Source organism: Asanoa sp. NPDC049573 (assembly GCF_040676615.1).
Classification (GTDB): Bacteria; Actinomycetota; Actinomycetes; order Mycobacteriales; family Micromonosporaceae; genus Asanoa.
In genome coordinates this window covers 49,494-71,041 of the sequence record NZ_JBFAPI010000016.1, presented here as the reverse complement: position 1 = coordinate 71,041, position 21,548 = coordinate 49,494, and the positions used below count along the sequence as shown (strand labels likewise).

Annotated in this window: 20 protein-coding genes; 11 read left to right on the top strand and 9 right to left on the bottom strand. The window is 71.0% G+C overall.

Annotated features, from left to right (window positions below; genetic code table 11):
* Nucleotides 1-173 precede the first annotated feature (173 nt).
* The 3 genes from AB0J74_RS29440 to AB0J74_RS29430 all read left to right on the top strand — a co-directional run bounded on the left by AB0J74_RS29440 (nt 174) and on the right by AB0J74_RS29430 (nt 4,715).
* Nucleotides 174-446 (top strand): LysM peptidoglycan-binding domain-containing protein, encoded by a 273-nt coding sequence (locus tag AB0J74_RS29440; protein ID WP_363453633.1) that lies wholly within the window; start codon nt 174-176, stop codon nt 444-446.
* 814 nt (nt 447-1,260) lie between these two features.
* Nucleotides 1,261-1,764, top strand: a complete 504-nt coding sequence (nrdR, locus tag AB0J74_RS29435; protein ID WP_363453631.1) for a transcriptional regulator NrdR — start codon at nt 1,261-1,263, stop codon at nt 1,762-1,764.
* 38 nt (nt 1,765-1,802) lie between these two features.
* Entirely contained in the window at nt 1,803-4,715 is a 2,913-nt protein-coding gene (locus AB0J74_RS29430; protein ID WP_363453629.1) for a vitamin B12-dependent ribonucleotide reductase, read from the top strand.
* A gap of 54 nt (nt 4,716-4,769) precedes the next feature.
* Here AB0J74_RS29430 and AB0J74_RS29425 read toward each other — a convergent pair whose 3' ends face one another.
* Nucleotides 4,770-5,075 carry a DUF6582 domain-containing protein gene (locus AB0J74_RS29425; protein ID WP_363453627.1) on the bottom strand — a complete coding sequence of 102 codons (306 nt, stop codon included), beginning with the start codon at nt 5,073-5,075 and terminating at the stop codon, nt 4,770-4,772.
* Between the two features lie 29 nt (nt 5,076-5,104).
* A complete protein-coding gene (locus AB0J74_RS29420) occupies nt 5,105-5,419 on the bottom strand; it encodes a hypothetical protein (protein WP_363453625.1) in 315 nt (104 codons plus the stop codon).
* Nucleotides 5,420-5,582: 163 nt separating this feature from the next.
* Here AB0J74_RS29420 and AB0J74_RS29415 point away from each other — a divergent pair, with 163 nt between their 5' ends.
* From AB0J74_RS29415 to AB0J74_RS29405, 3 genes are all read left to right on the top strand, one after another.
* Entirely contained in the window at nt 5,583-5,762 is a 180-nt protein-coding gene (locus AB0J74_RS29415) for a DUF5522 domain-containing protein (RefSeq protein ID WP_363453833.1), read from the top strand.
* A gap of 10 nt (nt 5,763-5,772) precedes the next feature.
* Entirely contained in the window at nt 5,773-6,966 is a 1,194-nt protein-coding gene (lhgO, locus tag AB0J74_RS29410; RefSeq protein WP_363453623.1) for an L-2-hydroxyglutarate oxidase, read from the top strand.
* Nucleotides 6,967-7,547: 581 nt separating this feature from the next.
* Nucleotides 7,548-8,108, top strand: coding sequence for a hypothetical protein (locus tag AB0J74_RS29405; RefSeq protein WP_363453621.1), 561 nt, complete (start codon nt 7,548-7,550; stop codon nt 8,106-8,108).
* A 4-nt stretch (nt 8,109-8,112) separates the two neighbouring features.
* Here AB0J74_RS29405 and AB0J74_RS29400 read toward each other — a convergent pair whose 3' ends face one another.
* Nucleotides 8,113-8,796, bottom strand: coding sequence for a metal-dependent transcriptional regulator (locus AB0J74_RS29400; RefSeq protein ID WP_363453619.1), 684 nt, complete (start codon nt 8,794-8,796; stop codon nt 8,113-8,115).
* 91 nt (nt 8,797-8,887) lie between these two features.
* Here AB0J74_RS29400 and AB0J74_RS29395 point away from each other — a divergent pair, with 91 nt between their 5' ends.
* The 3 genes from AB0J74_RS29395 (at nt 8,888) to AB0J74_RS29385 (ending at nt 13,557) form a co-directional block, all read left to right on the top strand.
* Nucleotides 8,888-9,721 carry a sulfurtransferase gene (locus tag AB0J74_RS29395; protein ID WP_363453617.1) on the top strand — a complete coding sequence of 278 codons (834 nt, stop codon included), beginning with the start codon at nt 8,888-8,890 and terminating at the stop codon, nt 9,719-9,721.
* A gap of 25 nt (nt 9,722-9,746) precedes the next feature.
* Complete coding sequence (locus AB0J74_RS29390; protein WP_363453615.1) at nt 9,747-10,925, top strand: acetoin utilization protein AcuC; 1,179 nt, start codon at nt 9,747-9,749, stop codon at nt 10,923-10,925.
* 157 nt (nt 10,926-11,082) lie between these two features.
* A complete protein-coding gene (locus AB0J74_RS29385; protein WP_363453831.1) occupies nt 11,083-13,557 on the top strand; it encodes a GNAT family N-acetyltransferase in 2,475 nt (824 codons plus the stop codon).
* A 71-nt stretch (nt 13,558-13,628) separates the two neighbouring features.
* Here AB0J74_RS29385 and AB0J74_RS29380 read toward each other — a convergent pair whose 3' ends face one another.
* Nucleotides 13,629-13,937, bottom strand: a complete 309-nt coding sequence (locus AB0J74_RS29380; RefSeq protein ID WP_363453613.1) for a hypothetical protein — start codon at nt 13,935-13,937, stop codon at nt 13,629-13,631.
* Nucleotides 13,938-14,022: 85 nt separating this feature from the next.
* Nucleotides 14,023-15,333, bottom strand: coding sequence for an MFS transporter (locus AB0J74_RS29375; protein WP_363453611.1), 1,311 nt, complete (start codon nt 15,331-15,333; stop codon nt 14,023-14,025).
* An 85-nt stretch (nt 15,334-15,418) separates the two neighbouring features.
* On the opposite strand from AB0J74_RS29375, the gene AB0J74_RS29370 reads away from it, so the two are divergent.
* Nucleotides 15,419-15,925 carry a MarR family transcriptional regulator gene (locus AB0J74_RS29370; protein WP_363453610.1) on the top strand — a complete coding sequence of 169 codons (507 nt, stop codon included), beginning with the start codon at nt 15,419-15,421 and terminating at the stop codon, nt 15,923-15,925.
* Between the two features lie 22 nt (nt 15,926-15,947).
* Here AB0J74_RS29370 and sigB read toward each other — a convergent pair whose 3' ends face one another.
* The gene (gene sigB / locus AB0J74_RS29365) at nt 15,948-16,907 is read right to left on the bottom strand and encodes an RNA polymerase sigma factor SigB (protein ID WP_363453608.1); all 960 of its coding nucleotides are present in this window, start codon (nt 16,905-16,907) and stop codon (nt 15,948-15,950) included.
* 192 nt (nt 16,908-17,099) lie between these two features.
* Between sigB and AB0J74_RS29360 the strand changes: the two genes are divergently transcribed.
* Nucleotides 17,100-17,888 carry a sporulation protein gene (locus AB0J74_RS29360; RefSeq protein WP_363453606.1) on the top strand — a complete coding sequence of 263 codons (789 nt, stop codon included), beginning with the start codon at nt 17,100-17,102 and terminating at the stop codon, nt 17,886-17,888.
* A 5-nt stretch (nt 17,889-17,893) separates the two neighbouring features.
* Here the strand turns inward: AB0J74_RS29360 and dtd are convergent, their stop codons facing one another.
* The 3 genes from dtd to AB0J74_RS29345 form a co-directional block, all read right to left on the bottom strand.
* Complete coding sequence (dtd, locus tag AB0J74_RS29355) at nt 17,894-18,316, bottom strand: D-aminoacyl-tRNA deacylase (protein WP_363453604.1); 423 nt, start codon at nt 18,314-18,316, stop codon at nt 17,894-17,896.
* Complete coding sequence (locus AB0J74_RS29350) at nt 18,313-19,773, bottom strand: methyltransferase (protein ID WP_363453829.1); 1,461 nt, start codon at nt 19,771-19,773, stop codon at nt 18,313-18,315. The genes dtd and AB0J74_RS29350 overlap by 4 nt, the downstream gene beginning before the upstream one ends.
* A 92-nt stretch (nt 19,774-19,865) precedes the next feature.
* Nucleotides 19,866-21,473: a M28 family peptidase gene (locus AB0J74_RS29345; protein ID WP_363453602.1), complete on the bottom strand. Its 1,608-nt coding sequence runs from the start codon at nt 21,471-21,473 to the stop codon at nt 19,866-19,868.
* Nucleotides 21,474-21,548 lie beyond the last annotated feature (75 nt).

Below are 21,548 nucleotides of genomic sequence, written 5' to 3'. Positions count from 1 at the left end.
GGGTCGACATCCGAACGCCTGTTCTGATAAACCATCGTACGTCCGTACTATCGAACTGGCGTTCGATCTTGGGGGTCGGGATGAGCGTGGTCGGCATTTCGGGTGGTGTGGCAGGCGGTCTACGAAGGCGCCCGGCGAGCCGCGCGCTCCGCCGACCAAAGCCACATCTGCGCTTGACCCGCCGCGGCCGGCTGGTGCTGGTCGCCCTGTTCCTAGCGCTGGTGGGCGGCGTGGCCGCGCTGCTCTCGCCGGCCTCCCAGGCCGCCGATCCGGCCGGCCCACCCGCGATAGCGGTGGTCCAACCCGGCGACACCCTCTGGTCGGTGGCGGCCCGCTACCGGCCCAGCGTGGTTCCGTTCGCCGTGATCGACGAGATCCGCCGCCTCAACAACCTTGACGGCTACATCGTGTACGCGGGCCAGGAGTTGATCCTGCCGGCCGAGTAGGAGCGGCACACGCCGTCGCCCGCGGTGGGCGGGTTCGGTCGGGCTGGCAGGGCGCTGGGGGTCTGCCGGGGGCGTGCGCGGCCGCGAGGTTGGGGCTGTGCGTGGCTGCGAGGTTGGGGCTGTGCGTGGCCGCAGGTTGGGGCTGTGCGTGGCTGCGAGGTCGGGCTGCGGGCTGTGCGTGGCTGCGAGGTCGGGCTGCGGGCTGTGCGTGGCTGCGAGGTCGGGCTGCGGGCTGTGCGTGGCTGCGAGGTCGGGCTTTGCGTGGCGTCGGGGCTGGGCGTGGCCGTGAGGTCGGGTTGCCGGATAGGCGAGGGCGGCGGCATTGGGGGGTGGCGGGCGGGGTTGTGTCCATCACGCCGCTGTGGCTTCGGAGCGAGTCGTTGAGACCCCGCACGTGTCGGTCGGGATCGATCTTTTGATGGCCAGGCCGGAGCGGCCTGGAGGGCGGGTTCGGCCGCGCCACTTGGCGTCGTGTGGCGGGTCACAGGAGTCACTCCAACCACGCTGGGACAGAAACGTGGCAGTCGCGACACGCCCGCTCAACTTGACCCCGCGACGTGGGCCGCCTACGGTCGAACCCCTAGATGTAGTAGTTACAGGTATGTAAGTTGTCCACAGGTAGGGGTAGACTCGGCAGGGTTGCCCACACCTTTCCCACAAGTTGTGCACAGCGGTGTCCACCGGTGGTGGTTGGCCGTTGTCCAGAGGCGTGTGCGGAATCGGCGGCGGGAGCGGCGCGGTCGGCGCCGCCAAAACTGTCATACGGGCCCACTAGCGTGGCCCGCGGGATCAGTTCAGGAGAGGAGGGTCGGCGATGCGTTGTCCTTACTGCCGACACCCCGACTCGCGGGTCGTCGACTCGCGCGAGGCCGACGACGGCCAGCTGATCCGGCGACGCCGGTCATGCCCCGAGTGCGGCAAGCGGTTCACCACCGTCGAGGAAGCCGTCCTCGCCGTGGTCAAGCGCAGTGGCGTCACCGAGCCGTTCAGCCGCACCAAGATCGTCACAGGCGTGCGCAAGGCGTGCCAGGGGCGGCCGGTCGACGAAGACTCGATCGCGCTGCTGGCACAGAAGGTCGAGGAGACCGTCCGCGCCAAGGGGGCTGCCGAGGTCCCGAGCCACGACGTGGGGCTCGCCATCCTCGGCCCGCTGCGCGACCTCGACGAGGTGGCCTACCTGCGCTTCGCGAGCGTCTACCGCTCGTTCGAGTCCCTGAGCGACTTCGAAACCGAGATCGAGGCGCTGCGCGCTGCCGCCGCGGCGCGACTCGAGGGCACCGCTGCTGCGGTTGTCAACGCGGAAACGCGTACCAAGTAGAGCTTTTGATTGTGTTCGTAAACGAGGGGGCAGGTGACATGGCGGGCGACGTGGCCGCTGGCAAGAGTCGAGCGCGGACCGTGGGGGCGACCGGGCTCAAGATCGGGCGGGTGTGGACGACCGAGGGTGTCCACCCTTACGACGAGGTGGCGTGGGAACGCCGCGACGTGGTGATGACCAACTGGCGTGACGGCTCGATCAACTTCGAGCAGCGCGGTGTCGAGTTCCCCGAGTCGTGGAGCGTCAACGCGGCCAACATCGTGACCACCAAATACTTCCGTGGTGCCGTCGGCACCCCGGAGCGGGAGTGGTCGCTCAAGCAGCTCATCGACCGGGTGGTGAAGACCTACCGCAAGGCGGGGGAGGACAACGGCTACTTCGGCAGCTCCGCCGACGCCGAGGTCTTCGAGCACGAGCTGACCTACATGCTTCTGCACCAGGTGTTCAGCTTCAACTCGCCGGTCTGGTTCAACGTCGGCACGCCGTCGCCGCAGCAGGTCAGCGCCTGTTTCATCCTCGCCGTCGACGACTCCATGGACTCGATCCTCGACTGGTACAAGGAGGAGGGGCTGATCTTCAAGGGCGGCTCCGGCTCCGGCGTCAACCTGTCGCGGATCCGTTCATCCAAGGAGCTGCTGTCCTCCGGCGGCACCGCGTCCGGCCCGGTCAGCTTCATGCGTGGGGCTGACGCGTCGGCCGGCACGATCAAGTCGGGTGGCGCCACCCGGCGGGCCGCCAAGATGGTCATCCTCGACGTCGACCACCCCGACGTCGAAGAGTTCGTGCAGACCAAGGCCCGCGAGGAGAACAAGATCCGGGCCCTGCGCGACGCCGGGTTCGACATGGACCTCGGCGGCGCCGACATCGTCAGCGTGCAATACCAGAACGCCAACAACTCGGTCCGGGTCACCGACCAGTTCATGGCGGCCGTCGAGACCAACGGTCCGTTCGACCTGCGCGGGCGGCTCGACGGCTCGGTCATCGAGACCGTCGACGCGGCGAAGCTGTTCCGCACGATCGCGACGGCGGCGTGGGAGTGCGCCGACCCCGGTCTGCAATACGACGACACGATCAACGACTGGCACACCTGCCCCGAGACCGGTCGGATCACCGCGTCCAACCCGTGCTCCGAATACCTGCACCTCGACAACTCGTCGTGCAACCTGGCTTCGCTCAACCTCATGAAGTTCCTCCGCGCCGACGGTGGCTTCGAGGTGGAGAAGTTCGTCAAGTCGGTCGAGTTCGTGATCACCGCGATGGACATCTCGATCTGCTTCGCCGACTTCCCGACCGAGAAGATCGGCGAGACCACCCGGGCCTACCGGCAGCTCGGCATCGGCTACGCCAACCTCGGTGCGCTGCTGATGGCGTCCGGCCTGCCCTACGACTCCGACGGTGGGCGTTCGCTCGCCGGCGCGATCACCTCGCTGATGACCGGCACCGCCTACCGGCGGTCGGCCGAGATGGCCGCGGTGGTCGGTGCCTACGACGGTTACGCCCGCAACGCCGAGCCGCACAAGCGGGTCATGCGCAAGCACGCCGCCGCCAGCGACGACATCAAGGCACCGAGCGCGGTCGCGACCGCGATCGCCCGCGAGGCGTCGAAGCAGTGGCAGCTGGGCCTCAAGATCGGTGAGAAGTCGGGCTGGCGCAACGCGCAGGCCTCGGTGCTCGCACCGACCGGCACCATAGGCCTGATGATGGACTGCGACACCACCGGCGTCGAGCCCGACCTGGCCCTGGTCAAGTTCAAGAAGCTGGTCGGCGGCGGCTCAATGCAGATCGTCAACCAGACGGTCCCGCGGGCGCTGCGCAGCCTGGGCTACCCGGAGGAGCAGGTCGAGGCGATCGTCGAGCACATCGCCGATCACGGCCACGTCGTCGACGCGCCGGGCCTCAAGCCCGAGCACTACGCGGTGTTCGACTGCGCGATGGGCGAGCGGTCGATCGCGCCGATGGGCCACGTGCGGATGATGGCCGCGGTCCAGCCGTTCATCTCTGGTGCGATCTCCAAGACGGTCAACATGCCCGAGTCGGCGACCGTCGAAGACGTCGAGAAGATCTACTTCGAGGGCTGGAAGCTCGGCCTCAAGGCGCTCGCGATCTACCGCGACAACTGCAAGGTCGGCCAGCCGCTCTCCGCGGCCAAGCCGGGCAAGGGCAAGGCCGAGGTCGAGGCGCCCGCCGCGGTGGCGGAGAAGACGGTCGAGAAGGTCGTCGAATACCGCCCGGTTCGCAAGCGCCTGCCGAAGAAGCGTCCGTCGGAGACGGTGTCGTTCTCGGTCGGCGGCGCCGAGGGCTACCTGACCGCGTCGTCCTACCCCGACGACGGCCTCGGCGAGGTCTTCCTCAAGATGTCGAAGCAGGGCTCGACCCTGGCCGGCGTCATGGACGCGTTCTCGGTGGCGATCTCCATCGGCCTGCAATACGGCGTGCCGCTGGAGACCTTCGTCGGCAAGTTCACCAACATGCGGTTCGAGCCGGCGGGCATGACCGACGACCCCGACATCCGCATGGCCGCGTCGGTGATGGACTACATCTTCCGCCGGCTGGCGCTCGACTTCCTGCCCTACGAGCGGCGGGCCGAGCTCGGCATCTTCACCGCCAAGGAGCGGGCCGCCCAGCTCCGGGCCGAGGCAGAGGCCGAGGCCGCGGTCGACCTGACCCAGATGGCGTCATCGGCGCCGATTGAGGCCAAGCCGGCCGACGAGAAGGCAGCCGACGAGGATGCCGCCGAGGAGAAGGCCGAGCCAGCTGCGAAGGCGACCGCCGACATCCCGGTCCAGATCGCGGCGCCGTCCCCACGGGTCGGTTCGTCGACCGAACTGCTCGAGGCCGTGATCGGCCGCTCGGCCGACGCGCCGCTCTGCTTCACCTGCGGCACGAAGATGCGCCCGGCCGGCAGCTGCTACGTCTGCGAGGGTTGCGGCTCGACCTCCGGCTGCAGCTGACCCGCTGAACCGAAATTCGTCCCCCGGGCGCCTACGCCCGGGGGACGGTTTCGTTCACGACTGGGTCGGGTTGTCGGTGTGCGGGCGCTTGCCCAGCTGGTGCCAGTCGGTCTCGGTCATGTCGATGTCGAAGTGCTTGGCCGCCTTCCGCAAGTTGGCGAATGCCTGGTCGCGTTCCTTGTCGGTGACGCCCTTGACCTGGTCGAAGCGCGCGATCGCGTTCCGCACGTGATCGGCGTCGGTCAGCGGCTCCTTGCGCTTGTCGGGGAACGCGTAGGCAGAGTCCGGGAGGCTGCGCTTCTCGCCGCTCGACAGGGTTCCTTCGTCGCCCTCTTTGACGGGCTTCCAAGTGGTCTCCATAGTTCGACCGTTACCCAACCGACCAGCGGCTATGCGGCGCAGGCGGTCCAGTCGACGAAGACCCGATCCGGACACTGAGGGTCGATCCGGGCAGCGAAGGCCAAGCCGTCCTGGGCGCGGGCGAGCGCCGGCTCCGCGATCGGACCCAGATACATGGCCGGGTACGGCGGCCCACCGTCGACCCGGCGCACCGACATCAGCACCTCGAGCACCGGCTCCCGATCGACGAATGCACCCGTCTCGCGCAGGTCGAACGGGCGCGCCTGGCCCGGAACGCCGGTCTGGGCGAGGTCGGCCAGGTCTTCGCGCAGGGGTTGGTGTGCGGGCTGCTGCGTCGTGGTCATGCCGGTGGCGCCCTCTCGTCGTACGGATGATGCCTCTTGGGATATAACCGGCGAGGGCGGTTAAGGCAGCGGACGACAGGTCCGATAGGTCCGATAGGGTACGGGTGGTGACGTGGCGACAGCCGACGGTGAGCGTGAGCTGAGCCAACCGCACGAGAGCCGGATGCCCGCCGACGCCGCCTATCGGGCCGAGATCCTGACCGCCCACAATGCTGCGCTGGCCGCCGGTTCGGCCGGATATCTCGACCCGCGGACAGGCCTGTTCGTCCTTTCGGCCGGCTTCCTCGCGGCGCGCGGCACCTGTTGCGGCCGGGGCTGCCGGCATTGTCCGTACGTGAAATAAGGTTCGCGCCATGACTCGGTACGTCGTCGTCGGGGCCGGCATCGTCGGGTTGGCCACCGCGCACCGGATCACCCTCGACCACCCGGACGCGTCGGTCACCGTGATCGACAAGGAGCCGCGGGTCGCGGCGCACCAGACCGGGCACAACTCGGGCGTGATCCACGCCGGGGTCTACTACAAGCCGGGCAGCCTCAAGGCCAGCCTCTGCGCCGCCGGCCGGGCGTCCATGGTCGACTTCTGCGCGACGCACGGCATCGCCCACGAGGTCTGCGGCAAGCTGATCGTGGCGGCCGACGAGTCCGAGGTGCCCCGGCTGCGCGCGCTGCACGAACGCGCGGTCGCCAACGGCCTCCCCGCCCGGCTGGTCGGCCCGGCCGAGGCCAAGGAGTTCGAACCCGAGATCCGCTGCGTCGAGGCGCTGCGGGTCGACTCGACCGGCATCGTCGACTTCGCCGCCGTCTGCACCACGCTCGCCGACCTGGTCGAGAAGGCCGGCGGCGACCTGCGCCTTGGCACCAAGGTCACCGGCATCGCGGCTGCCGCGGGCGGAGGTCGCGAGCAGGTCGTGCACACCGACGCCGGCGACGTCACCGCCGACGTGCTGATCAACTGCGCCGGCCTGCAGGCCGATCGGGTCGCCCGCATGGCTGGGGTCGAGCCGCCTGCCCGAATCGTCCCCTTCAGGGGTGAATACTTCGAACTGACACCTGAGCGGCGTGGGCTGGTCCGGGGCTTGATCTACCCGGTACCCGACCCGCAGTTCCCGTTCCTCGGCGTCCACCTGACCCGCATGATCGACGGCACCGTCCACGCCGGACCCAACGCCGTGCTCGCGCTGGCCCGGGAGGGTTACCGCTGGAGCAAGGTCAACCCCAGAGACGTCGCAGACCTCATCGGCTACGGCGGCCTGTGGCGCCTCGCACGCAAGCACTACCGCTACGGCCTGACCGAGGTACGCCGTTCGTTGAGCCGCCGCCTCTTCGCCGAAAGCCTGGCCCGCCTCGTGCCAGCGGTCACCGAGGCCGACCTGGTCCCGGCCGGCGCCGGCGTGCGCGCCCAGGCCATCGCCCGCGACGGCGCACTGGTCGACGACTTCTTGATCGTCGCCCGCGACCGCCAGGTCCACGTGCTCAACGCCCCGTCACCGGCAGCGACCAGCTCGCTGGAGATCGCCAAACACATCGTGGCCCAGCTACCGGCTTAGCCCACGTCCGCAGGCCAGCGCCGACGCCACGCACAGCGGCGCCCTTCCCCAGGCGCGCCAGTCCCCAACCGTGCCCCGCGCGACCCGCGGGCAGTTCGCAAGGCTTTGCTCTGCACCCCTGCGGGAAGCGCCTGCCGCTTTTGGGCGCTTCCCGCAGGGGTGTAGAGCAAGGTGCCGGGCTAAGCGCGCGAAGCGCCGGACTGCGCACACAGGCCAGGGCGGGTCGGTGCCGCGTCTCCGGTCCGCGCCGCGCCCCGGGCTGATGCCGCGTCCCGGTCCGCGCCGTGCCCCGGTCCGCGCTGCGCCCCGGTCCGCGCCGTGCCCCAGGTTGGTGCCGCGCCTCCGGTCCGTGCCGCGCCCAGCCGGCATCGCGCCCCAGAGCCGCCGACACACAGCATCGCGGCGTCCGGGCCGACACCACTCGACGGACAACCCGGACTTCCGCGCCGGTCGTTGACGTCGTATCTTTTCCGGCGGTGCCCTCCCGTGCTGATCAGCCAGTCGACCGAGGAGTCGTTGTGGTCCTGCCGCGTAGCCGCCACAGCGAACCCGCCCCCGCCCACGCCGCCGGAGCGTCCAGAATGGGCTCCCACCTGGTCTGCCTCGGCGTCGTGGTGAGTCTGGCGGCGGTCGGCGGGTGCTCGAGCGACCCGGTCCCCGAACGGGACACGACGCCCGTGCGCACGAGCTATCCGGCCGCGACGGCCGGCGGGGCGTGCGTGTTCTTCGACTACGACGCGATCGAGAAGGCGATCGGTGCCCGCTTCGATGTCGCCGCGGCCAGTCAGAGTGCGCAGACGACGACCTGCGTCGTGCAGTCGGACGACGCCGACCTGCCCGACCTCACGCTGGCGATCAGCAAGACGTCCGCCGACGCCGACGTCTTCAAGACCGACGTGATGCCCGACAAGGGCGCGACCGCGATCAAGAACCTCGGGCTGGCGGCCTACCAGGCGCCGGTCGCCGCCGCGAAGGACGCCGGCGCCGGGGTGGAGATCTGCTGGCTCACCAAGGACAAGCGGCTCATGTCGCTGCGGTTCACTGGCGCGTTGGACGCGCCCGCGCCGCCGAAGAGTTTCGCCGGCAAGCTGGTCGCCCTGGCCAAGGAGGTCGAGACGGCCAAGGCGCCGAAGCAGCCTTAACGGATCAGTGGGCCGCGACGAAGACCCGGGAGGCGACCTCGCGGGGAAGGCGAACCTGGTCACCCGAACGGTCGATCATCACGCCGTCACGCTCCTGGGCGACCGTGACGGTCGCGCCGGGGTCGACGCCCGCGGCGTGCAACTGGCGGAGGACGTCGGAGTCGGTCTGCACGCTCTCGCAGATGCGCCGGACTATGACCTGGCCGGTGAGCCCCGGGAACGCCAGGTTGCGCTCCTTGTTGTCGAAGCCGTCGGCCTCGATGGGCAGGTCGCTGAGGGCGTCGAGACCGGGGATCGGGTTGCCGTAGGGGGACCGGGTCGGGCGGTTGAGCAGGTTGTAGACCTTCTGCTCGACCGCGTCGCTCATCACGTGCTCCCAGCGACAGGCCTCTTCGTGTGCCTCTTCGTAGGGCATGCCGATGACATTGACCAGCAGCAATTCGGCGAGCCGGTGCTTGCGCATGACCGAGACCGCCTGCTCGCGGCCCAAGCCGGTCAGGTGCAGGTGGCGGTCGCCCTCGACGGTGAGCAGACCGTCGCGCTCCATCCGGGCCACCGTCTGGCTGACCGTCGGGCCGCTCTGGTGCAACCGCTCGGCGATCCGGGCGCGCAGCGCCGGCACACCTTCCTCTTCCAACTCGAGGATGGTGCGCAAATACATCTCGGTCGTGTCGACAAGGTGATTCACGGCAGAAGGCCCTCCTAGCTGTCGATATTACCTCGCCACGCCGATAGCCCCGACGCCGCGAACGGTGCGGAGCGGGTGTTGACTGGAGCGCGTGGTATCCGCCGATGATCTCACGATCGATCCCGATGAGTTGCTGTCCCACCTGGCCGGCACGACGGTCCTCGACACCCGCTGGACGCTTGCCGGCCCGCCCGGACGCGATGAGTATCTCGCAGGTCACATCCCGGGCGCTTCGTACATCGACCTCGACACGGAATTAGCCGGCAAACCCGGGCAGAACGGGCGTCACCCCCTGCCGGATGCGGCTGCTCTCCAGGCGATCCTGCGCGACAAGGGCGTGACCGGCGGGCGTCCGGTCGTGGTCTACGACGCCGGCGAAGGGCATGCCGCGGCCCGGGCCTGGTGGATCCTGCGTTGGGCCGGCCACCGCGACACCCGGATCCTCGACGGCGGGCTCGCCGCCTGGGTCGCGCAGGGTCACCCGGTGACCCGGGAGACGCCCGATGTGACGAAAGGTGAGATACACGTCAAGCCGGGCAGCCTGCCGATCCTCACTGCCGACGAAGCGGCGAAAATCGCCCAGAGCGGCGTGCTGATCGACGCCCGGATCAAGCCGCGCTACCGCGGCGAGTTCGAGCCGGTCGACCCGGTGGCCGGTCACATCCCCGGCGCCGTCAACCGGCCGACCGTCCTCAACACCCACAACCACGGGCGGCTGCGACCGGCCGACGATCTGCGTGCCGAGTTCGCCAACCTCGGCGTCCTGTCGGGCGTGCCGGTCGGCGCCTACTGCGGCTCCGGCGTCACCGGCGCGCACACCGTGCTGGCCCTGCACCGCGCCGGGCGTACCGATGCCGCTCTGTATGTCGGTTCCTGGAGTAACTGGGTCAGCGACCCGGCGCGACCGGTGGCGACGGGAGATTAGGCCCGCCGCGTGGCACGATGGCGCCATGCCGGACGGCGCCGTGGTGGTGTGGGACGAAGATCTGCTCGCCTATGACATGGGCGACCACCCGCTCGACCCGGTCCGGGTCGAGTTGACCATCGCGCTGGCCCGCGAGTTGGGCGTCCTCGACCGGCCCGGCGTGCGGATCGTCAAGCCCACGCCGGCCGACGACGCGGCGCTGACCCGCGTGCACCGGGCCGACTACATCGACGCGGTCCGGGCCGCACCCCATGATCCTTTCTTCAACGGGTACGGGTTCGGCACGCCGGACAACCCGGTCTTCGACCACATGCACGACGCGTCGGCACTGATCGCCGGTGCCACGATCGTGGCCGCCGAGGCGGTCTGGCGGGGCGAGGCGCGGCACGCGGTCAACATCGCCGGCGGCCTGCACCATGCGATGCCCGGCCGGGCGTCCGGATTCTGCGTCTACAACGACCCGGCGGTCGCGATCGCCCGCCTGCTGGACCAGGGCGCCGAGCGCATCGCGTACGTCGACATCGACGTCCACCACGGCGACGGCGTCCAGGCGATCTTCTACGACGACCCGCGGGTGCTCACGGTCTCGCTGCACGAGTCGCCGCTCACGCTGTTCCCTGGCACCGGCTTCCCCGACGAGACCGGCGGCCCGGGCGCCGAGGGGAGCGCGGTCAACGTGGCGCTGCCGCCGGGCACCGGCGACACGGGCTGGCTGCGCGCGTTCCACGCGGTCGTGCCGGGCGTGCTGCGCGCGTTCCGGCCGCAACTGCTGTTCAGCCAGTGCGGCGCCGACAGCCACCGGCTCGACCCGCTCGCCGACCTGCGCCTGTCGGTCGACGGCCAGCGGGCAGCACACATCGCGATGCGCGACCTGGCCGAGGAACTCTGCGAGGGCCGCTGGGTCGCGACCGGCGGCGGCGGTTACGCCCTGGTCGAGGTCGTCCCGCGGACCTGGACCCACCTGCTGGCCACGGCCACCGGCGAGCCCCTCGACCCGCTGACCCCGACCCCAGCCGCCTGGCGCGGCTTCGCGGCGGGGCGGATGCCCGGCCGCGACATCCCACCGCGCCTGACCGACGACGGCGACACCCACTTCCAGCCCTGGCAACCGGGCAGCGAAGACGCCGTCGACCGGGCGGTCGCCCAGACCCGCTCCGCCGTGTTCCCGCTGCTGGGCCTGGACCCGAGCGACCCCCGGGACTGACTCTTGATCAAGATGGGCAAGCCGATCGGACGCTGACCGCCGCCGCCATATGGTGGGACGGGAGACCGAGTCAACCGGAGCCGACGTGACCGACAAAGCCGCCCAGCGGTCGGCGGACGTCCTGCTGAGTGACGGCACCACTGTCCATGTGCGACAGATGCAGCCGGAGGATGCGCCGGCTGTGGTGGAGACGCACTCGCGTTTCTCCGAGCGGACCCGGTATCTGCGCTACTTCTCGCCGTACCCCCGGATTCCCGAACGCGACCTGCGCCGGTTCGTCAACGTCGACCACCGCGACCGCGAGGCGTTCGTGGTGGAGATCGGTGGCCGGATCGCGGCGATCGGGCGCTACGACCGCCTCGGCCCCGACGCCGGTGACGCCGAGGTCGCGTTCGTGGTCGAAGACGCCTACCAGGGCCGCGGCATCGGGCCGCTGCTGATGGAATACCTGGCCGCCGCCGCCCGCGAGGTCGGGATCACCCGCTTCGTCGCCGAGGTGCTGCCCGCCAACGCCACGATGTTGAGGGTCTTCGGAGATTTCGGGTACGAGGTCGAGCGCCGCTACGCCGACGGTGTCGTGCATCTCGCGTTCCCGATCGCGCCGACCGAGAGTTCGCTCGAGGTGCAGTGGCGGCGCGAGCACCGCACCGAGGCGCGCTCGATCGCCCGGCTGCTGGCTCCGCGCGGCGTGGCCGTCTACGGCGCGAGCGCCAGCGGCCACGGCGTCGGCGCGGCCGTGCTCGGGCACCTGCGCGACGGCGGCTTCGGCGGCCCGGTCGTGCCGGTCCACCCGACCGCGCCGCGGGTCGGCGGGTTGCCCGCCGTTGCCCGCGCCCGCAACGCGAGCGCGCCGCTCGACCTGGCCGTGGTCGCCGTGCCACCGGACCAGATCGCGGCGGTGGTCGACGACGCGTCCGCCGCCGGCCTGCACGCACTGGTGGTGGTCAGCGCCGGGTTCGCCGAGGCCGGCCCGGCCGGCGCGGCGATTCAGGCCGACCTGATCCGCCGGGCACACGCCGGCGGGATGCGCGTGGTCGGCCCGAACTGCCTGGGCATCGCCAACACCGACCCGGCCGTGCGCCTCAACGCCACACTCGCGCCGCGACTGCCCGCGCCCGGCCGGGTGGGTTTCTTCAGCCAGTCGGGTGCGCTGGGTGTGGCGTTGCTCGCCGAGGCGGACCGGCGCGGCCTGGGCCTGTCGACCTTCGTCTCGGCTGGCAACCGCGCCGACGTCTCCGGCAACGACCTGCTTCAGTACTGGCGCGACGACCCCAGCACCGACGTGATCCTGTTGTACCTGGAGTCGTTCGGCAACCCACGCAAGTTCGCCCGCCTGGCCCGCGGCATCGGCCGCAACAAGCCGATCGTCGCGGTCGCGTCGCCGGCCCGCCCACCGGGCAGCAGCGAGCGTGGCCCCGACCCGGCGGCGGTCCGTGCCCTCTTCGCCCGATCCGGCGTGATCCGGGTCGACACGGTCGGCGAACTGTTCGACGTGGGTGCTCTGCTCGCCTTCCAACCGCTGCCCGGCGGCCGTCGCGTCGGCATCGTCGGCAACTCACCCGCGCTGACCACCCTGGCCCGCGACGCCTGCGTGGCCGCCGGCTTGGGCGTCGCCGACGGCCATCCGCGCGACGTGGGCCCGGTGGCCGGCGCCCACGAGTTCGGCGACGCCCTGGCCGAGGCGGCGGTCGACCCGCAGGTCGACGCCCTCGTCGTGGTGCTGGCCCCGCCACTGCCCGGCCAGTTGGTGGCCGACGACGCCGACTTCACGGCCACGATCGCGAGCGTGGCCCTCTCCGGCGACAAGCCGGTCGCGGTGACGTCCCTTGTGGAGCGGGTGCCGGCCGGAATCCCGGCCTACCCGTCTGTCGAGGAGGCGGCCCGCGCGCTGGGGCGGGTGGCGAGCTACGCCGAGTGGCGCCGCGAGCCCCGCGGGGTGATCCCGCCACTGTCCGGCGTCGACACGACGCGGGCTTCGGCGGCGACGGACGCGGGGGAGTTGCTGGCCGCGTACGGCATCTCCCTGGTTCCCGACGCCCTGGTCGACTCGGCGCCGGCGGCGGTCACGGCGGCGACCACCCTCGGGCTCCCGGTGGCTCTGAAGGCCGCGGGCGCGTCGCTGCGCCACCGCATCGACCTGGGCGCCGTCCGCCTGAACCTTCGCGACGGCGAGGCGGTCGGGCTCGCCTACGCGGACCTGGCCGCCGCGTTCGGCCCGCAGGTCCTGGTGCAGCCGATGGTCCCGGCGGGCGTGCCCTGCGTGATCGAGATGCTCGAAGACCCGGAGTTCGGCCCGGTCATCGGCTTCGGCCTGGGCGGCGTCGCCACCGAGTTGCTCGGCGACCGCGCCTGGCGCGCCGCCCCGCTGAGTGACCGCGCCGCGGCGGCCCTGGTCGACGAGCCCCGGGCCGCGCCGCTCCTGCACGGCTATCGCGGCGCGGCGCCGGTCGACCGGGCGGCCCTGGTCGACCTACTGCTCCGGGTCGGCCGCCTCGCCGACGAGCAGCCGCGGGTGCGGTCGCTGTCGCTGAACCCGGTGCTGGCCCGCCCCGACGGGCTGTCGGTCCTGCACGCCTCGGTGACCTTCGGCGACCCCGGCACCCGCCCCGACACGGGCCCTCGCCACATCTGACCGGGTCTCGCCGTGGGCGCGGCCGTCGGGTTGCTCGGGCATGCCGATCGGTCAGCCAGCGCGGTCGCCGGTCACCCTACGCAGTCGCAGGACGGCAAGTAGGTCGCCAGGATGACCACCACGGCTGCGGTGAGGATGCCGCCGCCGCCCAGCCGGGCGGCGAGCTTGGCGCCCCGCGTCTCGCGCAGATAGACCGCGAGCCCATAACCGGCGTAGAGCAGGACACCGAGGGCGATCGACAGCGTGAGGTAAGGCGCCACGCGAAATCCCCACCAGCCAAGAGCGAGCAGACCGCAGGCGACGACCGCGACCACGATTTCGGCGACGAGATCGCTCACGAGGTCGCGGAAGATCTCGAGGGCACCACGCAACAGATCCATGACCCTCAACAGACCCCGCACCCGTGTGAGTATCGGGCATCGAAGTCACTTCCGGCTCCCGCTCCCGGTCAGCTGGCCGGTTTTCCTAGCGGCCGACGGTCTCCGGGGTCGCGGTGCGGGGCCGGCCGACCGCGGCCGGGTCCGTCGCCGGTGTGGGCTCGGTGATCGGGGGCATGCCTGCCCCTCCGTCGGTTCGCAGGGTCAGGTTGCGGACGCCAGGAGCGAACAGGGTGCCCGTCATGGCCACCGCCACCAGCACCGCGGCCACGAGCAGCGGGACGGTGTCGCCGCCCAGGGCGGACGACGCCACCGGGGCCAGGGCGTAACCCAGGGGCATTGCCGCGAAGGAGATGAGCATGTCCCAGGAGTTGACGCGGGCCAGCTTCGCCGGCGCCACGTGTTGCTGGACCACCGACTCCCAGACCGGGTTGAGAAATCCGAGTGTCGCCAGCGCCAGGCCGTAGGTGACGACCAGCCACGGCGCCGACGCCGGCACGGCGAACAGGGCCAGGGGGACCGCGTAGAGGGACAGGGACAGGTTGGCCCAGAGGACGGGCCGGCGTGGCCGGATGCCGAACCGGCCCGGTGCTCCGACGCGGGTGGCCAGCAGCGAGCCGAGCAGGAGGCCGATCGCGCCCGCCTGGGCCACCGCGACCCAGACCGCCTCGCCGCCCGCGCGGTGCACCGCCACCAGCGGGCCGAGTGTCGCGAGCACCGCCGCGGACAGGTTCCAGGTGCCGTGTGCGATCAGCGACGTCCAGAGCCAGTCGTGCCGGCGCAGTTCCGACCAGCCCTCCACCAGCGACGACACCAGCGGCAGCGGGGCGGCCCGGGATTCCGGGGCGAAGCGCACCCGGACCAGCGACAGCGCGATCCCGCTCACCACGAACGTCGCCGCGTCGACCAGGAAGGCCCAGCCGGGGCCGATGGTCAGGACCAGCGTGCCGCCCACCGCCGGGCCGAGCACGCCGGCCGCGCCGCGCGAGACGCCCAGCAGACCGTTGGCCCGCGGTCGGCGGGCCGTCGGGACCGTGGCCGTGACCAGCGGCCCGCCGGTCGGCAGCGCGAACGCGGATGCCGCGCCCGCGATCGCCGACGCCACCGCGATGTCGGTCAGGCGGAAGGCCCCCGAGACCAGTTCCACGCCGATCACGAGTTGGACCACCGCGCGGACGACGTCGGCCACGATCGCCACCGTTCGGGGTGACCAGCGGTCGGCCAGCACGCCTCCGATCGGCAGCAGCACCAGCCGCGGCACGCTCGCGCAGGCCAGCACCAGTGCCAGCGCGCTTGCCGAGCCCGTCGCCCGCACCACCGCCAGGGCCAGGGCGGCCGGGACCACGAAGTCGCCGAACGCCGAGAGGGTGTAGCCGAGCCAGAGCAGTCGGAAGTTCATACGGCGCAGAATAATTCGGCACCAAAATATTCGTCAACAAAATTTTCTGGCACGAAATATCTGGTGGCGAAGTATGCTCACCGGCATGCGGGACTCCGTCGACGACCACATCGACCGCTGGCTGCCGTTGCTCGACGACCTCGACCCCGACATCGAGGGCGCGATCACCCGGATGCAGAAGCTGGTCAAGCACCTGCGCAAGCACAAGGACCTGATGCTCGCCAAGCACGACCTGCAGGGCATCGAGTTCGACACGCTGCACATGCTGGTGCGCGAGGGTGAGCCGCACCGCACCACGCCGAGTCGCCTGGCCGGCGAACTCGCGCTCTCGCCGGCGGCGATGACCGGCCGCCTCGACGCCCTGGAGCAGCGCGGCTTCGTGCGCCGCCAGACCTCGGCCACCGACCGCCGCAAGGTCGACATCGAGCTCACCGAAGCCGGCAAGGCCGCCTGGACCCGGGCGATCGGCGACATGGGCTACGAGGAACACCGGGTGCTCGGCGTGCTCAACTCGCGCGAGCGCAAGCAACTCTCCGACCTGCTCCGCCGCGTCACCGTCGCGGCAGAAAAGGGCCCCCCGCCACCGCAGTGACGAGGGGCCGGAAGACCAGAGGTCAGGAGGCGTAGGCCTCCAGCCGCTGCGCGCGCGACGGGTGGCGCAGCTTGAGCAGGGTCACCTTCTCGATCTGGCGGATCCGCTCGCGGGAGAGGCCGAACTCCCGGCCCACTTCGTCGAGCGTGCGCTGCCGCCCGTCGTCGAGGCCGAAGCGCAGCCGGATCACGGCCTGCTCGCGCGAGGAAAGCGTCGACAGCACGATCTCGACCTCGTTGCGCAGCATCCCCTGCGACACCTCGTCGGCCGGTTCCTGGCGGGCGTCGACACCGACGACGAAGTCGCCGAGGGCGCTTTCGCCGTCTTCGCCGACCGCCTGGTCGAGGCTGACCGGCTCCCGGTCGTAGGAAATCAGCTCGATGACCTGGAACTCCTGCATCCCGAGGGCGACGGCGACCTCGGGGACGGTGGGCTCCCGGCCCAGCGAGACGGCCAGGTCGCGGCGGGCCCGCACCATCTTGTTGACCTGCTCGACCATGTGCACCGGGATGCGGATCGTGCGCGACTGGTCGGCCATCGCCCGGGTGATGGCCTGCCGGATCCACCACGTGGCGTAGGTGGAGAACTTGTAGCCCTTGGCGTAGTCGAACTTCTCGACCGCGCGGATCAGCCCGAGGTTGCCTTCCTGGATCAGGTCGAGGAAAGCCATCCCGCGGCCGGTGTAACGCTTGGCGATGCTGACCACGAGCCGCAGGTTGGCCTCCAGGAGGCGGTCTTTCGCGGCGCGCCCCTCAAGGGCGACGATCTCCAGGTCGGCCCGCATCTCGACGGGCAGCCCGGCCGCCGCGACGAGCTTCTCCTCGGCGAACAGCCCCGCCTCGATCCGCCGCGCCAGGTCGACCTCTTCGACAGCGGTCAGCAGCTTCGTGCGGCCGATGCCGTTGAGGTAGGCGCGGACGAGGTCGGCGGAGACGCCCCGCTCGTCGGTGGCGTCCAGATCGACCTGGTCGTAGTCGTTCATTTCTCGCTACCCCGCTTCCCGGCGACCCTCTGTGGTGCCGTGCGAAGAGCTTCTCGCAATGGGCGTGAAGCGGGAGTGAGGAGAAAGTGCGGGTGGCATGAATCCGGGAGCGCATTAGCCCGGCTTGCCGCTTTTCAACACGTTGCGGCCGGCGACTAGTCTGCTCGCAACTCCACTCCAGAAAGGCGCGTCGTGGTTTTCAAGCGAATGTTGCAGGCGATGGGCGTCGGCGGACCGTCGGTCGAGACGGTGTTGACCAACCCCAACTGCCGCCCCGGCGGCTTCCTGGAGGGACAGATCCACGTCGAGGGCGGCGACCACGCGGTCGACATCGAATACGTCGCCCTCGGCATGGTCACCCGGGTCGAGGTGGAGAGCGGCGACGCCGAATACGACTCGACCACCGAGTTCCACCGGCAGCGCGCGACCGGTGCCTTCCGCCTGGAGCCCAAGCAGCGCTACGACATCCCGTTCCGCTTCGACGTGCCCTGGGAAACCCCGATCACCGAGGTGTACGGGCAGCACCTGCACGGCATGACCATGGCCCTGCGCACCGAGCTGGAGGTGGCCCGCGCGGTCGACAAGGGCGACCTGGACGCCGTCGCCGTGCACCCGCTGCCGGCACAGGAGCGGATCCTGGAGGCCCTGCTCCGGCTCGGCTTCCGGTTCGCCCGGGCCGATGTCGAAAGCGGCCGGGTCTACGGTGTGCAGCAGAGCCTGCCGTTCTACCAGGAGATCGAGTTCTACCCGTCGCCGCAGTTCGGTTCTTCGATCAACCAGCTCGAGCTGACCTTCCTGGCCACGCCGCAGCACCTCCAGGTGGTGCTGGAGCTCGACAAGCGCGGCGGGCTGTTCACCGAGGGGCACGACAGCGTCGGCAACTTCAACGTCGACTACGCGACCGCCGAGCAGACCGACTGGGCCGCACACCTGCAAGGCTGGCTCCAGCAGTCGCTGCGCAGGCGCGGGTTGATCCACTAAGGAAGCTAGAGCTCCAACAGGACGGTTCGCGGGCCCACGTTGACGCTCTCCACGAGCATGTGGGCCCGGAACCGGCCCGTCTCCACGTGCGCACCGCGACCACGCAGGGCGTCGGCGAACGCGGTCACCAGCGGCTCGGCCAGCTCGGCCGGCGCCGCGGCCGACCAGCTGGGCCGGCGCCCTTTGCGCGCGTCCGCGTACAACGTGAACTGACTGACCACCAGGACGGGTGCGCCGACGTCGCTGGCCGACTTCTCGTCGTCGAGGATCCGCAGTTCCCAGACCTTGCGGGCGAGCGTGCCGGCCTTGCCGGCGTCGTCGCTGTGCGTCACCCCGAGCAGCACCAGCAGCCCGTCGGCGATGGCGCCGACGACACTGCCGTCGACGGTCACCGACGCCCGCGAGACCGTCTGGACCAGCGCCCTCACGCCACCGGCTCCATGATGCCGCGCTCGATCAGGTGCGCCACAATCGGTCCGGCGGCCAACGCCAGGTCGGCCTCCTCGACCTCGTGCGCAGCGGCCAGCAGGGCGATCTGGTCGCGCAGCGGCACCTGGCCGTCGGCGCCGCTGACCAGGGCCAGCACCAGCGGGTCGACCTCCTCGCTCCAGCGCAGCCCCTCGGGCATGACCAGCACCTGGCGGTCGACGGCCCAGCCCTCGTCGCCCAGCGTGGCCTCCTGCTGGAGCTGCAGCCCGGGCGCGCTGCGGTACCGGGCGCCGAGCAGGTCGGCGTCGCGGACGAAGTCCTGCCGGTGGAACCAGTGCGCGATCTGCTCGCCGAGCGGCTGCTGCACCTGTTGCCGGAGGTCTTCGACCCGTACGACGGGATCGTCGTGCCCGCTGTTGCGCAGCGTGACCAGGCCGAACCCGATCGCGGCGACGTCGTTGGCGTCGAACCAGTCGAGCCAGGCGGCCGCGCGCGCCGGGTCGCCGTCTTCGTTGGCGTCGGCCAGCCAGAGGCTGACGTAGGTCATCGGGTCGGCGACCTCGCGCTGGATCACCCAGGCGTCCAGCCCGGTGCCGGCGAACCAGCCCTCGACCCGCTCGCCCCACTCCTCGCCGGCGACGTGCTCCCAGTTGGCCAGGAACTGCATCACGCCGCCCTCGGTGAGCAGCCCCGGCGCTGCGGCGGCGAGTTCGGCGCAGACCGCGTCGCCGGCCCGGCCGGAGTCGCGGTAGGTGTGCGTGGTGGTGCCCGGCCCGATGACGAACGGCGGGTTGCTGACCACGAGGTCGAAGCGCCGCCCGCGGACCGGCTCGACCAGGTCGCCGCGGAGCAGCTCCCACTCCTGGCCGCTGAGGGCCGCGGTGGTGGCGGCGAACCGCAGCGCCCGTTCGGACAGGTCGGTGGCGGTGACCGAGCCGGCGTGGGTGCTCAGGTGCAGCGCCTGCACGCCACAGCCGGTGCCGAGGTCGAGCGCGCTGCCGACCGGCCGGCGGATGGCCGCGCCGACCAGCGTCGACGAGGCGCCGCCGATGCCGAGCACGTGGTCGGGGCGCAGCGGCTGGCCCGGGCGGGCCGAGGAGGGCACGTCGGAGAGCACCCACCAGGTGTCGCCGTAGGGCTCGAGGTCGACGCCCTGCCGCACCCCGCCGCCCGGCGCGGCTTCGACGAGCCCGGCGTCGAACGCCTCGGCGAAGTCGAGCGGCGCGAGCGCGGCGGCCACCGCCTCGACCGGCTCGCTCTGCGCGCAGACGAACACTCGGATCAGCGTGGCGAGCGGGTCGCGATCCTCGGTGATCCGCAGCGCGGCGCGGAAGTCGTTGCGGGCCACCGCGGCCGTCGCCGCCGGACCGAGCCGGTCGGCGATCCCCGCCGAGGTGAAACCGGCCGCACCGAGGGCCTCCCGCAACCGCGCGACGCCATCGGGGGACAGGAGCATGTCGGACACGTACGGCATCCTGCCATGGGGTCTTTTCCGCGCCCCGCGCCGAGGGCCCCTCCCCGCAGGGAGAGGCCCTCAACAAAAGACGGCTAGATGGAGCCGCGCGTGCCGATGTAGCGGGTCGGGCCGGCGCTCCGGGCGGCCGCCGCGGCGGCGCGGTCCGGGATCGACGACGTGTCGAGAGCGAAGGTGAGCATCGCGGTCGCCATCGCGTCGGAGTTGACGTCGAGGGCTTCCAGGTTGAGGTTGCCGAGCATGTCGTATTCGCGGTCGAGCTGCCGATAGAGGTCGGCGTCGGCCCCGTCGCGGACGGGGAACAGGCTGTCGCACTTCTGGTGGTAGCAGGGGTCGTACTGCTCGCCCTCGACGCCGCCGTAGTCGGCCACGTCCTGCGCCGTCTTGGGCACCTCGGCGCCGGTGAACAGGCCGCCGGCGGGGATGCCGCTCGCGATGAACGGGCCGTAGTCGGAACGACCGTCGAAGTCGGACGCCCGGGTGGGCAGACCACGGTCGGCGAAGAAGTCCTGGAACACCTGCTCGATCTCCGGCGAGCCCGGCGGACCCGCGGGCGCGCCGGCGGCGGCCGAGTCGTCGCCGTCGTAGACGCCCAGCATGTAGTTGGGCGACGCGACCATGTCGAAGTTGAGGTAGAGGGTGATGTCGGCGGCCTGCGCCTCGGTCAGCGAGTTGACGTAGAACGTCGAGCCGATCAGGTTGGCCTCTTCGGCGCCCCACCAGGCGAACCTGGTCTTGTTGGGCGTCTTGGTCTTGGCCATCTGCAGGGCGATCTCCAGCAGCGCAGCGGAGCCGCTGCCGTTGTCGTTGATGCCGACGCCCTCCGGCACGGAGTCGAGGTGCGCCCCGGCCATCACGACGTTGTGCGGGTCGCCGTTGCGCGACTCGGCGATCACGTTCTCGGTCTGACGGACCTCGGACGTGGTGTCGGCCGTCAGGTGGACGGTCAGGCCCGGGGTGTTGGCGAACGTCTCGCCGGTGGCATAGGCGACACCGACCGCCGGGATGCCGACCGGATCGCCGAGCGTGCCGAGGATCAGGTTGTAACGGTCGACGTTGACCACCGGATCGCCGTTGCCCTGGTTCATCACGATCGCGCCCACGGCGCCGGCCGCTTCGGCGTTGGCGACCTTGACACCGAAGGGACAGGTGCCCCGCTGCATGAGCGCGACCTTGCCCTCGACCAGCCCGCCGGCGAAGTCTTCCGCCTCGCAGCCGGAGGTCGAGGCCCGCGGCGGCGTCAACATCAGGTCGACCCCGACCACGGGCGCCGTCACGTCACCCGAGCCGGAATAGTCCATCAGGTCGTAGTCGACACCGTCGACATAGGTGACCGAGCCGGGTGCGGTCTGCGCGAACGACGAGCCGAACTCCTGGAAGAAGTTGAACGGGAACGGCTGCCGGGTGACCTGGTAGCCGGCCAGTCGCAGCACGGTCGACACGTAGTCGGCGCTGCGGGTGTGTCCGATCTGGCCCGATGCCCGGTTGCCGCCGCTGAGGCTGCCGATCGCCTGCAGCGCGAGTTCGTGCCGCAGCACGCCGCCGACGGTGACCGCCTTGGTCAGCTTGCGGACCGAGTTGTTGTTGGGGCTGGCCTGCGCCGGGTTGGCCAGTGCCAGAGCACCCACGAGACTGGCGACGCCGATGGTCGCCAGGGTTTTGCGGACGGTGCGGGACACCACGATGTGCACACTCCTCGCCGTTCGCCACGCCCCGGCCTCCATGCCCCCGCGCCTGGGCGAACCCCGACCATCGCA